Here is a 15,133-nt window from a genome sequence, read left to right on the forward strand (position 1 = left end):
GGGGTTGTTCTTGTAGAACTGGTCGAGGTCGCTCACGTTCGGCGTGTACGTGTTGGGACCGTTGGGCTCCAACGTCGACTGCTGACGGTCGTCGATCGTCCACGAGATGCCGAGTGCGTGCAGCGCAGCGATATTGCCGTTGAAACCCTGCATGCCGAAGCGGTGCTGGTCCTGATGCGCGTAGTTCACGGTGCCGAGCACGGACGCGAGATTCGGCAGCACGCCGAACGTCGCAATGCCCGTCGGACGCGTGCCGCTGTGCGGCAGCGTGCCGCCGCCCGCGCGCAGTGTGGCCGTGAGCGCGCCATAGCCCGACCACGTCGACGTACAGGGGATCGCGTTGGTCTGCACGCCGGCGCTCACGGGGAAACTACCCTGCGCCTTGATCGCGCCATTCGAATCGGCAATCGACCACACCACGGTATCCGCGTTCGGCGCGTTCGTCGTGATCGCGAGCTTGAACGGCGTGTTGTTCTGGAATACGCGCAGGCCGTCGCCGGTCGGCGTGTCGGCCGTGATCAGGCCGTTCGGCGTGCCGGCCGCCTGTTGCGTTGCCGTGCCGCACGAAAGCGTCGAGCTGCCGGCGGCTTGAGCCTGCGCGTGTTCCGCACCAAACGATGCCAACACAGTTGCTGATGCAACCCCCACTAGTTTCCAATATCTCATCATTGTCCGTATGTCTCGTTGAAGTAATTTCGCCGAAGGTCTGGCAAGATCGATTGGTTTCGTCTCCCGCCTTGGCGTTATCAAATAGAAGAAGTGAACCGGAGAACGCACCAGCCTCTGTCCATTGTCTGAGCCACTTCAGCTCGGCTGCGTCAACCTTCGGTCGCGCGAGGGCGCAAAACGGCCAAACCCGAAAACCTCCGCCAGTCGTCGCCGCCACTCCTACAATTACGTAGTCCTTACTGTTAGCCTTAATCAGATGCGCTTGAAGCATCAATTCCTCGCAGCGAACAGCGCTCGCTTACGCACCGCCTGTTTGAACTACAACCGCCTGTCGGCACGTGCCATCGATCCGCCCTATACGCGATGAAATACGCACCCATCAGGCGATGGCAGCTAAGACGACCTAGTGTGTGACGCGAGTCTGATGACAGTCACGACGGACATCGTCTACTGCGCGCATCGCAGTCGGCAAACGCATAGGATGACAGACAGATCAGTAACGTCTTTCGCCTTTCCCTCGGCGACACGACGCCGTCTTCGAACCGCAACGGTTCGAAGACGCTGCAACGCATTCCTGCAACTGAACAGCCAAGATCCGTGCGTCCGGTTTCTGAGGTGAAGAAACCCGGAGCAGGAATTGACAACCAGACATCTAGACCCCGCTCATTCCAGCCTTTGTCGGCAAAAAGATGTCTAGCTACACGCAATGCCCTCTTCGGTATCTATTACGCCAGGACGACAGCTTCAACGCGGGTCCGGCACTAGTTACGGAAGACTTCCAAGGCAGAAGAATTATAAGCGCTTCATGCGGGTAGCGTTAACCCGCTCCAGTGCAGAAAAGGACTGATCTCGATGATGAGCGGTGAAATCGTTCTCCCATTTTCTACATTCGCTGCCTGTGGGGGCGATCTGCCTCAATGCCCCGGAGAAAAGACACGTCTCTCATCGGTCTGGATATTTTTTCAGGAAAGCACATTCCGTTTTCTATTATTAATATAAATACTGGCTTGATCCCTTTATATACGGTAGTAGCGGAACAGATATTAAGGATCGCCAATTAGCTAATTCTTCTGGTCATGCAAAATCAAATCGAAGATCGCCACCCGGTTCAGCCGCCATCAAGTACAGCTGAAATGTACTTCGTGTGCGGACGCGCTATGAACACACGCGGTATGAACACCAGTCCTGTCGCGCAATAAGAGATGGTTTTATGGGCGACGCGTGTCGCCGTCCGCCGGCTACGCCCAGACAGTAAGCGATTTCCCCCACACAGCAAGCCATCGCGTGGGCACAACAAATGCGACGTTCATGGCACCGGTACACGCTGCGCGAAAAACGGGCAATGCAGCAGGCAATGCAGTCACGACGGCTTCCTCTGCGTGGAATAACGAAACCGGTGCATGCTCGCCCGTTCGACGAAGTCTGTTTGATAAGAAAAAATACATTGATGGAGCTTTCAATGGACCGTTTCCACCTGTCCGACGCGCTTCAGTGCTCACGCGTCACCACAGGACGAATTCCGATTTATGACGACACGTCCGGGCAACTGACAACATCGCAACTGAGCGCATTTGCGGCCACCCTGCAGGCGCGCACTGGCAAAGAACTCAACGACTACCCGTCGCTACACGATTTCTCCGTGCGAGACTTTCGCACTTTCTGGCGGTGCTTCGTCGAGTGGTCGCAGGGGCTCGATGTGTCCGGCAGCATCGAGCCGGTTTGCGTCGGCGACGCGTGCGAGCATGCATGCTTCTTTCCCGACCTTCAACTCAACTACGCTGCCAACCTGCTTAACCTGTCGGTGGCACCGGCCACTGCACCCGCGATCACCGCATGTTACGCGGATGGAAAACGTGTGCGCCTGACGCGCGGCGAACTGCGCGAGCGCGTCGCGCGTCTTGCACATGCTCTTTCGAAATTGGGGCTGCGCGATGGCGACCGTGCGGTCGCCGTCATGCGCAACGACGCTGACGCAGCCGTTACCGCGCTGGCAGTTGCCGCGCTCGGCGCAACCTTTTCGTCCGCGGCGCCCGAAATGGGCGTCGAAGCGATCCTCGATCGCTTCACGCCGCTCGCACCCCGACTGCTGTTCGCGCACACCACGGCGCGCGATTTCGATACGGGCATGCCAGTGGCGGAAAAAGTCGGCATGCTGACGGATGCGCTACGCTCACTGCAGGGGCTCGTCTGTCTCGATGACGGCAATGACCTGCCGGGCACAATCAGGCAGCGTGTCTATACGCTTGGTGAGCTGATCGACGGTGGCGACGCCGCGCGCTTCGAGTGGCCGCGCTTCCCGTTCAATCATCCGCTTTTCATCATGTTCTCGTCGGGCACGACCGGCAGGCCGAAGTGCATCGTGCACGGCGCCGGCGGCAGTCTGCTCGAGCACCTGAAGGAGCATCGGCTGCACTGCGATCTGCGGCCCGGCGACCGGATGTACTTCCACACCACCTGCGCATGGATGATGTGGAACTGGCAGTTGTCGGCGCTTGCATCCGGCGTCGAAATCGTGACTTATGACGGCCCGATCTCCACGATCGATGTGTTGTGGCGTCTCGTCGCCGATGAGCGTGTCACCGTGTTCGGCACGAGCCCCGCCTATCTGAGGATGTGCGAGGACGCCGGCCTGGAGCCTGGGCGGCAGTTCGATCTCGGTGCACTTCGCGCGATGATGTCAACGGGCGCGGTGCTGTACGACACGCAGTTCGACTGGGTACGCGATCACGTGAAGCCACTGCCGCTACAGTCGATCTCGGGCGGCACCGATATCATCGGCTGCTTTGTGCTTGGAAATCCTGACTTGCCGGTCTATGCAGGGGAAGCGCAATGCAGGAGTCTTGCGCTCGAGGTGCAGGCGTGGGATCAGGGAGCGCCCACGACGGGAATCGGCGAACTCGTTTGCATCAACCCGTTTCCGTCACGTCCGCTCGGGTTCTATGGCGACATCGACGGCGCGGCCTTTCACGCGGCCTATTTTTCACGTAACCCGGGTGTGTGGACGCACGGCGATCTGATCGGGTTTTCGTCTGAAGGCACGGCCCGTCTGCACGGACGTTCCGACGGCATATTGAATGTGCGCGGGATCAAGATCGCGCCAGCCGAAATCTATCGCGTGCTGAACGATATCCGCGAAATTCGCGAAGCGATGGTCGTCGAGCAACGGCAAGGCAGCGGCCGAGTGGATCAGGCATGCGATCGAACGCCTGACCCGCGCATTGTCATGCTGCTGGTCCTGCAGGATGGCGTCACGCTGACGGGTACGCTGGTCGCCCGAATACGCCGCGATCTCGCGCACCGCGCGTCGCCCGCGCACGTTCCAGACCGGATCATCGCCGTCGATGCATTGCCCGTCACACACAACGGCAAGCTATCCGAACGATCCGCGCGTGATGCCGTCAACGGCGTGCCGGCCATCAATGTCACGGCGCTGCGCAATCCTGAATGTCTCGACGCGATCCGGAACCATCCGGCGCTCAAGCTCGCGACTCAAAAGCTTCCGCCGGCCGGCGACTCACGCGAACAACTCGAACGACATTTGCAGGCACTGTGGGAGAAGCTGTTCGACTTTGCGCCGATCGGCCGCGATGACAATTTCTTCGAACTGGGTGGCAATTCGCTTCTCGCGGCAAGGCTGCTCGCCGAAGTACGTCAGTCGACGGGCCGCACGATGCCACTCGCGACGCTGGTGATCGCGCCGACGATCTCGCGCCTTGCCGGGATCATCGAAGATGGCACACCGCTGGCATCGTCGCCGATTCTGGTGCCCATGCGCGCCGGGACGGGAACGCCCGTGTTCCTCGTGCATGGCTTGAGCGGCTCGGTGATGGAATGCTGGGCGCTGGTTCACGCACTGCGCAGCCCGCGCCCGGTCTTTGGTCTGCAGGCACGCGGCCTTGACGGAGAAGAGCCGACACAGCGGCACGTCGAAGAAATGGCTGCCTGCTACATCGACGAGATGCGTGCCGTGCAGCCGAACGGGCCGTATTCCGTGACGGGCTATTCGCTCGGCGGGCTGATCGCATTCGAGATCGCGCAACAGCTACGGCGCGCCGGCGACCAGGTCGGCATGCTGTGCCTGCTCGATCCGTATGTCTACGAGCGCTGGCTGCCGTTAAGCGCGCGGATGCGCCAGTGCTACGGCCGGATACGGGGCCAATGGCGCAAGCTGCGTGCTGTGCCGGCGTCGCGAATGGTCGGTTACGTGGCTGATCGGCTCATCGTTGGAGCCGATCACGTGCAAATGCGCCTCGGCCGCATGAGACTGCGGCCAGACGCGACGACTGCGGCGTTTCCGCCTGCGCTCAGACAGGTGCGCGAAACGTTGGTGCTGGCGATGACCCGCTACCGGCCGCCCCCTTATAACGCTGGACCGATTGTGTATGTGCGCGCGACGACCCGGCTGGACGAGCGCGGCGATCCGATGCTTTTGTGGCAGCGCGTCGCGCGCGGCGGCCTGGTGATTGTCGAGGTATCCGGTAGCCATGACGAAATGGTGGTCGAGCCGAATCTGCGGGTCGTCGCGGCGTCGCTGGACAGGGCATTGACGAACGCGTGACAGGGCGGGGTTTAGGCATGCTGCACGATGTTGTCACAGCGCGAATCGCACGAAATGCGGCACTACTTTCATTGCCTCATCCGAGCCGGGTCTCTTTGCCGGACACACCCGCCGTTACAGGTTTACGCTCCCATCTCCGACGATGTGGTGTACATATCGTCGACGCGATAAAGCGGGCGAATTCGACCGCCCCCATGAAGATCCTGGCAATCATGCCGTCCACCGACTTCAAGGGTGGAAGCGGCGAAACGAGTTTCACCGCTCAGGGCGCCGTTAGCACAACACGATCTCGATCTCGATCTCCACATCCAGGGGGTGACAGACGTAATGCCGTCTACGGCCGGGGACCGATTATTTTTTACAAGTCACGGGTAATCGAATCCGGGAGAGGCCGTCGCGGGTCGGAGCCTGTGCGCCGCTGGTCTGTTGCTCGCCCATTGCCGATCCGCAATTCCGCCAGCGCACCCGTTCAGGATGCACGACCAGTCGCGCATTGGCGTGCGCATTCGCCACCGTGCAGGCGGCGTGCACCCCAGGCAGGATTCATGCTGCTTGATGGATGTTGTCACGTTCGACCTTCCCTGTTGTTCAACCGTGCTTGCCCTGCTCCAAATGCGCTTCCTTTTCGTCATCGGCAATCTGAGCGACTACCACGTCCCGCGGTACGAAGCGCTTGCAAAGCTCGCGATCGCTCGCGGAGACAAAATCTCCTTAGTCGAGGTATTTGGAAGGTCCGGCGCTTATTTGTTTCCGCAGGAGGGTCGCATCGCATTCTTTCAGGGCTCCCCACCGGATGCTGTCACGCTGATCGAAGGTGCCAGCGAGACAGATCATCATTGGTTGCGTGTCGGTAACGGATTGCTCACGGCGCTACGTCAATACAGTCCCGACGTCGTCGTGACGCTTGGCTATAACACGTACTACTCTCTTTTCCTGTGGTTACTGAAAGTGCTGGGAAGACGCTTCACGCTTATCTACATGTCGGACTCAAAAGCCGATGACGGCAGGCGATATGCGCTCAAGGAGCGCCTGAAACAGGCGCTGGTCTCGGGCTTTGATGGAGCGCTGGTCGCGGGCGAAAAACACCGCGCTTACGCCCGATCGCTGGGTATTCCGATGAGCCGGTCCAGAACCGGCTTCGATGTGATCGACGTCGAGTATTTTTCGGCGGCTTCACGCGTAGCCCTAGCGAGCGCGTCGACGATTCGTTGCAACTTCGGCCTTCCCGCGCGCTACGCCATCTGCGTCAGCCGGTTCATAAGGCGCAAGAACGTCGATCTGTTGATCGAGGCATTCTGTCGGTCACAACTGCATTCAGCGGGACTGTCACTGCTGCTGGTAGGACAGGGGCCGTGCGGCCCGGAAGTCCGCGACGCAATCGATCGACTCGGAATGCACAGGCATATACAGATCCTTGGTAGCGTCCCTTATTGCGAAATGCCGGCCCTGTATTCACTGGCCGAATTCGCGGTGCTGCCGAGCGCGTACGACCAATGGGGGCTTTGCATCAGCGAGGCGTTCGCCGCAGCCAAGCCCGCCATCGTAACCAGAACCTGCGGCGTCGCAAACGAGCTGGTGCTCGACGGTATCAACGGCTTCATCGTCGAGCCGGGCGACGCTGCAACGCTGGCTGACCGGCTTGTAAAACTGTCCACGGACGATGCGTTGCGGGAGCGATTCTCGCAGAACGCCGTTTCAACAGTCCGTCGCTGGACGCCCACGCTCTTCGCGAGGAACGTTATCGAGCTCGCCGATTCGCTCACCGGAGCAGCGACATCTCTCGCCCGTAATAGAGGCGCCGCAGCGTAGCTCGCCGTTACGATCACAGGTAGCGTACAAAAGCCGGGGGCGCTTTGGCCGCACCCGTCGGCTTGAGCATTCTCGCCATCGAGTACACATTAACCGTACGTTCCACATCAAGCCATTGCCTGAGTGACATTGCCTGAGTGAGCCACCGAAGCCATTCAGGAAGTCGAGGGCCTGCACCAGAGATTCTGCTGGGACTCAGCCTACCGGGAACGCGCCATGCTCGCTAGAGTGAGCCACTTGCGCGCGAGAGCAACCATGCGTGCGCGACACACGACGAGAGACGCAAGTCGTTGAGTACGGCGCGCTCGATGGAATCGCAAATGTTGTCGTCGAAAAGGCTAGCCCGGCGTTCATGTCGGGGCCGCTACGCCGTTTTCGCAACGAACTCGCCGCATGGCAGCACCTTGCGCAGTATTACGGAGAGGAAAGTGACCGAGGCGAAGCTCTATGATCGCAGCTTCAGCGAGGGCTACGAGGCAGGTTTTGCCGGTCGGGCACGCGAGTGCCCATACAACGCCAGCAAAGGCATGTACGACGAGGACCAGTGGCATGCCGGGTATCTGTACGGCCAGCATGTCGCCATCATGCAGCACCTGCAGACCGGCGCACGTCCGCACCACACACCCGCTGTGGGGGCGGACAGCGCGTGGCCGGGCTGGATCTGGTCCGTGCCGCTCGGCGTGGTCGGATGGCTCGGTATCCATGCGCGATTCATGATAACGAGACGGTCACGGTTACGTTCGACGGGATGAAGCCCGACTATACGATGACGGATCACTAAAATCCGGCTTCACGTCCCGCGGGAAGAAACTTCATGCCGCTGCGCAGATAGGGTTTCAGGCTTGCCGGGACGGGCTCCATCGATTGCCGTGGACAGGAGCGGCGCCAATCTGGCCGTGCCTGGAGGCCTCAACAAAGTCTATCCGCATAGCCCGCATCTCCCGCGGCGCGTGCGTCCTCGACCATCTGTGCGAGCAGCCCACGCAGGCCGGTGGGGCAATACGTTGTAAGCAGTTCGCGTTACGGCATGCGGGCCAGGACCGGGCCCTTTTCCCATGACTGCCGCTTGCATGCGTGCCGATATGCATATCGGCGATCGCCGCCCCGGCGGTCCCGAGATCCATCATCGTCAGGAGCAGGACCACCCGCCGGCCCAGTCCAGGACCGATTGTTGTCGTTGGCAGCCAACCGTCCAGCCCTTCTTTCAAATCTCCGAACTGGCGTCGATTCCGCCTACTTTTTGAGATAATGCATCGCCGGGGAGTCGTGTAGTCTCGTTGCAATTTCCCCTACCACTTCGACGTGGGCCGTCCGGACGATCACCATTCCGTGCACGCCCTGAAACTTCAACGAGAGAGTCCTCGACAATGGCCACTGCGACGTCACGCACCGGCGACACCACCGTGCCCGATCCAAAGCACGCAGGCCGCTTCACGCTCGGCAACCGGATCCTGCTGAGCTTCGGCGCGCTGTTCGTGCTGATGCTGGTGATGGCCGCGCTCTCCTGGACGCGGCTGCGCGTGATGGACGACGAGGCGCTCAGCATGAGCCGTGACTCCGTGCCCGGCCTCTATCTCGCGACCACGCTGCGCGCGACGGCCAACGAGAGCTATACGACGCTCGAACGCGCGCTCTTCGTCGAGAGCAGCGAAGACGCGATGAAGCGCGATCTCGAGCGAGTGCCACAGTTGCTGCGTCAGCTCGATCAGGTGTCGGCCGAGTACCAGGGTACCCTCTTTCGCGACGACGACCGCGCGCACTTTCGTACCTTCAAGGGTGCATGGGACCAATACCTGCTGCAACTGAACGAGGCGATGCGCGTCGCGCCCACCTCGAAGTCCGACGGACAGGCCGCGTTCGTCAAGCTCTTGCCGGCGTGGGACGGTGTCATGCGCGCGGCGAACGAACTCGTCAGCGAGAACCGTACACAGGCGGACGACTCCGCCAAAGCGATCCGCGATTCGGTGACGGGCACCGAGATCACGCTCGCGACGGCGCTCGGCATCACGCTGCTCGTCGCGCTGCTCACGGGCTATTCGCTGCATCGCGCGATCACAGTGCCGATGGCGAGCCTCGTCGAAGTGCATAACGTGATGCGCACGGGCAATCTTGCGCAGCGCCTGAAGCTCGGCCGCCGCGACGAGTTCCGCACACTCGAGGACGGCTTCAACCGGATGGCCGAGGAACTGAACAGCCTCGTCGCCCAGGCGCAGAAGTCGTCGCTGCAGGTGACGACATCCGTCGCCGAGATTGCGGCGACATCGAAGGAGCAGCAGGCGACCGCCACTGAGACAGCCGCGACGACGACGGAAATCGGCGCGACCTCGCGCGAGATTTTCGCGACCTCGCGGGATCTGCTGCGCACGATGAATGAAGTATCGGCTGTCGCGGACCAGTCGGCGACGCTCGCGGGCGCGAGCCAGAGCGGGCTCACGCGCATGGAAGACACGATGCGCAGCGTGATGGACGCGGCGGGCTCCGTGAACGCGAAGCTCGCGATCCTCAACGAAAAGGCTGTCAACATCAATCAGGTGGTCGCGACCATTACGAAAGTCGCGGACCAGACGAACCTGCTGTCGCTGAACGCGGCGATCGAGGCCGAAAAGGCGGGCGAATATGGCCGCGGCTTTGCCGTCGTCGCGACGGAAATCCGCCGCCTCGCGGACCAGACGGCCGTCGCCACCTACGACATCGAACAGACCGTGAAGGAGATCCAATCGGCCGTCTCGGCGGGCGTGATGGGCATGGACAAGTTCTCCGAAGAAGTGCGGCGCGGCATGCGCGACGTGCAGCAGGTGAGTGAGCAACTGTCGCAGATCATCCAGGAAGTGCAGACACTGGCGCCGCGCTTCCAGCTCGTCAACGAAGGCATGCACACGCAGGCGACGAGCGCCGAGCAGATCACACAGGCACTGTCTCAGCTGTCGGAAGCCGCGCAGCAGACGGCGGACTCGCTGCGCCAGTCGTCGCAGGCCATCGACGATCTGACGCTCGTTGCGAACCAACTGCGCACGGGCGTCTCGCGCTTCAAGATCGAAGCGTGACGACATCCGCTCACGCGCGTGCCGCACGTCTGATACGGTGATCGCGATGCTCTTCCTTCTCTTCGAACTCGACCGCGACCGCTATGCGCTCGATGTCGCCGACGTTGTCGAAGTACAGGCGCCGACGGCCGCCAAGGCGATTCCGGGCGCGCCCGCGTGGGTCGCGGGCGTGATCGAGCGGCATGGCGAGCCCGTACCTGTCATCGACCTCGCGCAGCTTGCGCTCGGCCGGCCATCGCAGCAATGGCGCTCGACGCGGCTCGTGCTGGTCCGCTACCGCGATGCGCGGGAAGGCCGCGACGCCGGCATGCCGTCGCGGCTGCTGGGCCTGATCGTCGAACACGCGACGCAGACGCGCCGCATCGAACGCCAGCGATTCGCCGACAGCGGCATCGCGACGCCGCATGCACGCTGGCTCGGCCCCGTCGTCAGCGACGAACTCGGCATGATCCAGTGGGTTGACGTGCAGCACATGCTCGACGACGACGTGAAGGCCCTGCTCTTCCCGCCACCAGAAACTCAAACGCGATGAACGCCGCGACTCCCTTTATGCAGCGCTTCGAATCCTGGCTGTTGCGGGAGACGGGTATCGACGCGTCGTCGCTCGGCGTCAATGCGCTCGAGCGCGGCGTGCTCGAACGCGTGCGGGTAACGCGTCTGGGCGCAGCGGCGCACGACACGAGCGTGTCCGTCGATCCCGCCGAAATCGAAGCATACTGGCAGCACCTGACGATGTCGCCCGACGAGCGCCAGGCGCTGATCGATGCGCTCGTCGTGCCGGAGACGTGGTTCTATCGCGATTGCGAGGCGTACGTCGTGCTCGCGCGGCTCGCAAACGAACGGCTTGTGCGCGACCCGATGCATGTGCTGCGCGTGTTGAGCCTGCCCTGTTCGACGGGCGAAGAGCCGTACACGGTCGCGATGACGCTGCTCGACGACGGCATCGGCGAAAACCGCTTCACGATCGATGCGTTCGATATCAGCGCGCGCGTGATCGAACATGCGCGCGCCGGCATCTACGGGCGCAATTCGTTTCGCGGCCATCCGCTCGCGTATCGTGACCGGCATTTCGCCGCGTTGAAAGACAGCTGGCAACTTAACGAGCGCGTGCGTCGGACGGTGCGCTTCTCGCAGGCGAATCTCTTCGAGTTGCCCGCGATTGCACAGGCCCCGTACGACTTCATTTTCTGCCGCAACGTCTTGATCTATTTCGACCGCGAAGCGCAGGACCGTGCGATCCGTCTGCTCGACGCAAACCTCGCCGACGGCGGCACGATCTTCGTCGGCCCTGCGGAAACGGGACTGATGATGCGGCACGCGATGACCTCGGCACGCATTCCGCTCGCCTTTGCTTTCCGGCGCGGCACGCCTGAGGAAACAGGCGCGGTGCGCGCGGTCAGGCAGATTGCGCCGAAGGCGTCGAACGCCGCGCCACGCGCCGTGCCGCCGTTCGGCGCACCGCTACGGCAGCATACGCCCGCGTACGGCGCCGCACGGCGCGACGCCGCGAAACAGCCTCGCGCGCGCCACGCGTTCGCGTCACCCGCTGCGCGTCCACCGCAAGCTTCACACGCGACGCAAGCGGCGCAACCCGCCAGTCCCGCCGCCGACAGATCGCTCGACGCCGCGCGCCGTCATGCCGACGCAGGCGAGTTCGACGAAGCCGAACGTCTCGCGCACAAGCACGTGGTCCTGCATGGTCCGGATGTCGACGCGTTTTATCTGCTGGGGCTGATCGCCGATGCGCGCGGCCGCAGCGCCGACGCCGCCGACTTCTATCGCAAGGCGCTGTATCTGGACCCGGCGCATTACGAAGCGCTCACGCATCTGGCCGCGTTGCTCGAGATCGGCGGCGACCGGTCGGGCGCGCACAACCTGATGCTGCGCGCGCAACGCTCGGCGGCCCGTGCGTCGCTAGCGTCACAAGCGGCGGCCGACGAGCCGCAATCTTCGCGAGGATTCCATGCTTCACGACGCTCCTGATGTCGCGAGTCTACCGTTGCGCGTCGACGACTGCTGGAATCGCATCGGCACGCGCGGCGACAAAAGCTGCCCGCGCCTTGCCGAACATGCGCGCTGCCTGAACTGTCCGGTATTCGAGCAAGGCGCCGCGCGACTGCTCGACCGGCCCTTGAGCGACGCCGAACTCGCACAGCGTGCACGTGCGGACACGCCGTCCGACACCGAAGCGAGCCGCGTTCATGCATCGCGGGAAGACGCGGCGACGCAGTCCGCCCTTGCCTTTCGCATCGCGGGCGAGTGGCTCGCGCTGCCGACATCCGTGCTGCGCGAGGTCGACGTGATTCGCGCGATCCATTCGCTGCCGCACCGGCGCACGCGCGCGGTGCTCGGCGTCGTCAACGTGCGCGGTGCGCTGACCGTCGCCGTCTCGCTCGGTGAACTGCTGAACATGGACCACGCCGCCGATGCAAGACAATCCGCTCGCAACGGATACGCGCGGATGCTGGTGGCGGCGCACGACAGCGAGCCGGTTGCGTTTCCCGTCGATGAAGTCGAGGGCGTCGTCCGCTATGCGGAGGCCGCGCTGCTTCCTGTGCCCGCGACGCTTGCGCATTCAACGGCCGCGCACGCGCGCGGCGTGCTCGCATGGCGTGACAGGACCATCGGCCTGCTCGATTCCACGCGGCTTTTCGATTCGATCGCCCGGAGCCTGCGATGACGGATGACGACCTGAACCGCCAGTCGCTGCTCGAACTGTTTCGCGAAGAAGCGGGCACGCAGACGCGTGTGCTCTCCGACGGGCTGCTCGCGCTCGAACAGCAGCCTACCGACGCCTCCGCGCTCGAAGCGTGCATGCGCGCCGCGCATTCGCTCAAGGGCGCAGCCCGCATCATCGGCTTGCAGGATGGCGTCGATATCGCGCATCTGATGGAAGAGTGCTTCGTCGGCGCGCAACGCGGCGAACTCAGGCTGACGCCCGCGCATATCGATGTGCTGCTGCGCGGCGTCGACCTGCTGTTGCGCGTGGGCGAAGCGCAACCGGAAGCACCCGTCACGCGCGCGGATATCGACGCGTTCGTGCGGCGGCTATCGTCGCCCGGAAGCGCCGCTCGCGAACAGACCGACGGCGACAAAGCGCAAGCGGGCGACGGCGTCGATGCCTATGCGCAACTCCAGGCCCAGTTACAGGCCGAAGCGCTCGCGCAACAGCAGGATGCGGCGACGCTGGAGTTGTCGGAGACCCCGCAGACAACGGACGAACCCGACACACCACATGCCGCCGACGAACACGACGCGCCGCCGCCACATGCGGCCACGCACGCCGCCGCGCGCCACCCCGACCGCATGCTGCGCGTGCGCGCCGCGAACCTCGATCGCGTGCTCGGCCTGTCCGGCGAAGTGCTCGTCGAATCGCGCTGGCTCAAGCCGTTCGCGGCATCGATGCTGCGCATGAAGCGCACGCAGCGCGACACGTCGCTCGCGCTCGATGCGCTCTACGACACGCTCGCCGGCCATCTCGACGACACCGCGCTGTCCGCGCTCGCCGACGTGCGCACCGCGCTCCACCGGATGCAGCATGCGCTCGGCGCGCGCATCGACGAACTCGACCATTACGAGCGCAGCAGCGCCAACCTTGCGCAGCTGCTCTATGACGAAGCGCTGCAATGCCGGATGCGCCCGTTCGGCGATGCGACGCAAGCGTATCCGCGCGTCGTGCGCGATCTCGCGCGTTCGCTCGGCAAGCGCGTGAGGTTCGAGATCGTCGGCACGTCGGCTCAGGTGGATCGCGACATCCTCGATCTGCTCGACGCGCCGCTCGGCCATCTGCTTCGCAATGCGATCGATCACGGCATCGAGACGCCCGACGAACGACTCGCGCGCGGCAAGCCCGCCGAAGCCATCGTGACGCTGGAAGCGCGCCACAGCGCAGGCAGGCTGCTGATCAGCGTCAGCGACGATGGCGCGGGCATCGATCTCGACAACGTGCGTGCGTCGGTGATCCGGCGCAAGCTCGCCGATGCAGAGACGGCCGCGCGCCTGTCCGAACAGGAACTGCTCGACTTCCTGCTGCTGCCGGGCTTTTCGATGCGCGAGCAGGTGACGGACCTATCGGGGCGCGGCGTGGGACTCGACGCCGTGCACGAAATGGTCAAGAGCGTGCGCGGCACCGTGCGCATCTTCAGTGAACCGGGCCGCGGCTCGCGGTTCGTGATGCAGTTGCCGCTCACGCTGTCGGTGGTGCGCAGCCTCCTCGTCGAAGTGGGCGGCGAGGCGTACGCGTTTCCGCTCGCGCATGTGCGCCGCACGCTCGAACTCGCGCGAGCCGACATCGACATGCTCGAAGGCCAGCAGCACTTCGCGTTCGACGGCAAGCCCATCGGGCTCGTCACCGCGCATCAGCTACTCGGCACGCCGACCCCGGATCAGGCGCGCGAGTCAGTGGCCGTGGTCGTGATCGGCGACGAGCACGAGACCTATGGAATCGCAGTCGACCGCTTTCTCGGCGAGCGGATGCTCGTCGTGCAGCCGCTTGACTCGCGTCTCGGCAAGATCAGGGACATCGCCGCGGGTGCGCTGATGGAAAACGGCGACGCCGTACTGATCGTCGATGTCGACGACCTGCTGCGCTCCGTCGACAAGCTCGTGCGCGGCGGCCAGCTCGACCGGATCGGCCGCGCGCACAACGTCGCCGTGCGGCAGCGCAAGCATGTGCTCGTCGTCGAAGATTCGTTGACGGTGCGCGAACTCGAACGCAAGCTGCTGGAAAAACGCGGCTACGCCGTCACCGTGGCCGTCGACGGCATGGACGGCTGGAACGCGCTGCATAACGTGACAAATGGCACGTTCGACCTCGTCGTCACCGATATCGACATGCCGCGCATGGACGGCATCGAGCTCGTCACGCTGATCAAGCGCGACCCGGTGTTCAAGCCCGTGCCCGTGATGATCGTGTCGTACAAGGACCGCGACGAGGACCGGCGGCGCGGGCTCGAAGCCGGCGCCGACTACTATCTCGCGAAGGGCAGCTTTCATGACGAAGCGCTGCTCGATGCCGTACGCGACCTGATCGGTGAGGCGGATTCATGAAGCC

At 63.3% G+C, this 15,133-nt stretch carries 8 protein-coding genes and 2 pseudogenes; 9 read left to right on the forward strand and 1 reads right to left on the reverse strand.

Going from position 1 to position 15,133, the window contains the following annotated elements; translation table 11 throughout:
* Positions 1-624 (reverse strand): annotated as a pseudogene (locus BN2476_RS01945) (hypothetical protein); the annotation flags it as partial.
* Between the two features lie 1,504 nt (positions 625-2,128).
* Here BN2476_RS01945 and BN2476_RS01950 point away from each other — a divergent pair.
* From BN2476_RS01950 to BN2476_RS01985, 9 genes and pseudogenes are all read left to right on the forward strand, one after another.
* On the forward strand, positions 2,129-5,227 hold the full coding sequence (locus tag BN2476_RS01950; RefSeq protein WP_087732552.1) for an acetoacetate--CoA ligase: 3,099 nt from the start codon (positions 2,129-2,131) through the stop codon (positions 5,225-5,227).
* Positions 5,228-5,326: 99 nt separating this feature from the next.
* Positions 5,327-5,496, forward strand: a pseudogene (locus BN2476_RS47915) (branched-chain amino acid ABC transporter substrate-binding protein); the annotation flags it as partial.
* Between the two features lie 205 nt (positions 5,497-5,701).
* The gene (locus BN2476_RS01955; protein ID WP_235850667.1) at positions 5,702-7,036 is read left to right on the forward strand and encodes a glycosyltransferase family 4 protein; all 1,335 of its coding nucleotides are present in this window, start codon (positions 5,702-5,704) and stop codon (positions 7,034-7,036) included.
* A gap of 428 nt (positions 7,037-7,464) precedes the next feature.
* Complete coding sequence (locus BN2476_RS47550) at positions 7,465-7,788, forward strand: hypothetical protein (RefSeq protein WP_175607927.1); 324 nt, start codon at positions 7,465-7,467, stop codon at positions 7,786-7,788.
* Between the two features lie 615 nt (positions 7,789-8,403).
* Positions 8,404-10,080, forward strand: a complete 1,677-nt coding sequence (locus tag BN2476_RS01965) for a methyl-accepting chemotaxis protein (RefSeq protein WP_087732486.1) — start codon at positions 8,404-8,406, stop codon at positions 10,078-10,080.
* A 46-nt stretch (positions 10,081-10,126) separates the two neighbouring features.
* The gene (locus tag BN2476_RS01970; protein ID WP_087732487.1) at positions 10,127-10,612 is read left to right on the forward strand and encodes a chemotaxis protein CheW; all 486 of its coding nucleotides are present in this window, start codon (positions 10,127-10,129) and stop codon (positions 10,610-10,612) included.
* Complete coding sequence (locus BN2476_RS01975; RefSeq protein ID WP_087732488.1) at positions 10,609-12,063, forward strand: CheR family methyltransferase; 1,455 nt, start codon at positions 10,609-10,611, stop codon at positions 12,061-12,063. Before BN2476_RS01970 ends, BN2476_RS01975 begins: the two co-directional genes overlap by 4 nt.
* Positions 12,044-12,760 carry a chemotaxis protein CheW gene (locus tag BN2476_RS01980; protein ID WP_087732489.1) on the forward strand — a complete coding sequence of 239 codons (717 nt, stop codon included), beginning with the start codon at positions 12,044-12,046 and terminating at the stop codon, positions 12,758-12,760. Before BN2476_RS01975 ends, BN2476_RS01980 begins: the two co-directional genes overlap by 20 nt.
* Positions 12,757-15,129: a hybrid sensor histidine kinase/response regulator gene (locus BN2476_RS01985; RefSeq protein WP_087732490.1), complete on the forward strand. Its 2,373-nt coding sequence runs from the start codon at positions 12,757-12,759 to the stop codon at positions 15,127-15,129. Before BN2476_RS01980 ends, BN2476_RS01985 begins: the two co-directional genes overlap by 4 nt.
* Positions 15,130-15,133 lie beyond the last annotated feature (4 nt).

The organism is Paraburkholderia piptadeniae (assembly GCF_900007165.1).
GTDB lineage: Bacteria > Pseudomonadota > Gammaproteobacteria > Burkholderiales > Burkholderiaceae > Paraburkholderia > Paraburkholderia piptadeniae.